Source organism: Synechococcus sp. CCAP 1479/10 (assembly GCF_019038515.1).
Taxonomy (GTDB): Bacteria; Cyanobacteriota; Cyanobacteriia; order PCC-6307; family Cyanobiaceae; genus Cyanobium.
In genome coordinates this window covers 1-401 of the sequence record NZ_JAFKRJ010000074.1, presented here as the reverse complement: position 1 = coordinate 401, position 401 = coordinate 1, and the positions used below count along the sequence as shown (strand labels likewise).

Annotated in this window: 1 protein-coding gene; it reads left to right on the top strand. The window is 63.1% G+C overall.

The features are described from left to right. Nucleotides 1–33: 33 nt before the first annotated feature. Nucleotides 34–401, top strand: a 368-nt coding sequence (locus KUG39_RS17025) for a bilin-binding protein (protein ID WP_216916601.1), incomplete at its 3' end; no start/stop codon positions are given.

Sequence of the window (401 nt, the reverse complement as noted above, 5' to 3'; positions counted from 1 at the left end):
CGACGTTCGACGTCGAGAACAGGAGCTAACTCAATGTTCGACGCCTTCACCAAGGTCGTTGCTCAGGCTGATGCCCGCGGCGAATTCCTCAACGCTGGTCAGATCGATGCCCTTTCCGGCGTCGTCGCTGACAGCTTCAAGCGCATGGATGCCGTGAACCGCATCACCTCCAACGCTTCCAAGATCGTCACCAACGCGGCCCGCGATCTGTTCGATCAGCAGCCCGCCCTGATCGCCCCCGGCGGCAACGCCTACACCCATCGCCGCATGGCTGCCTGCCTGCGCGACATGGAGATCGTTCTCCGCTACGTCACCTACGCCGTCTTCACCGGTGATGCTTCCGTCCTGGAAGATCGCTGCCTCAACGGCCTCCGCGAGACCTACCTGGCCCTCGGCGTGCC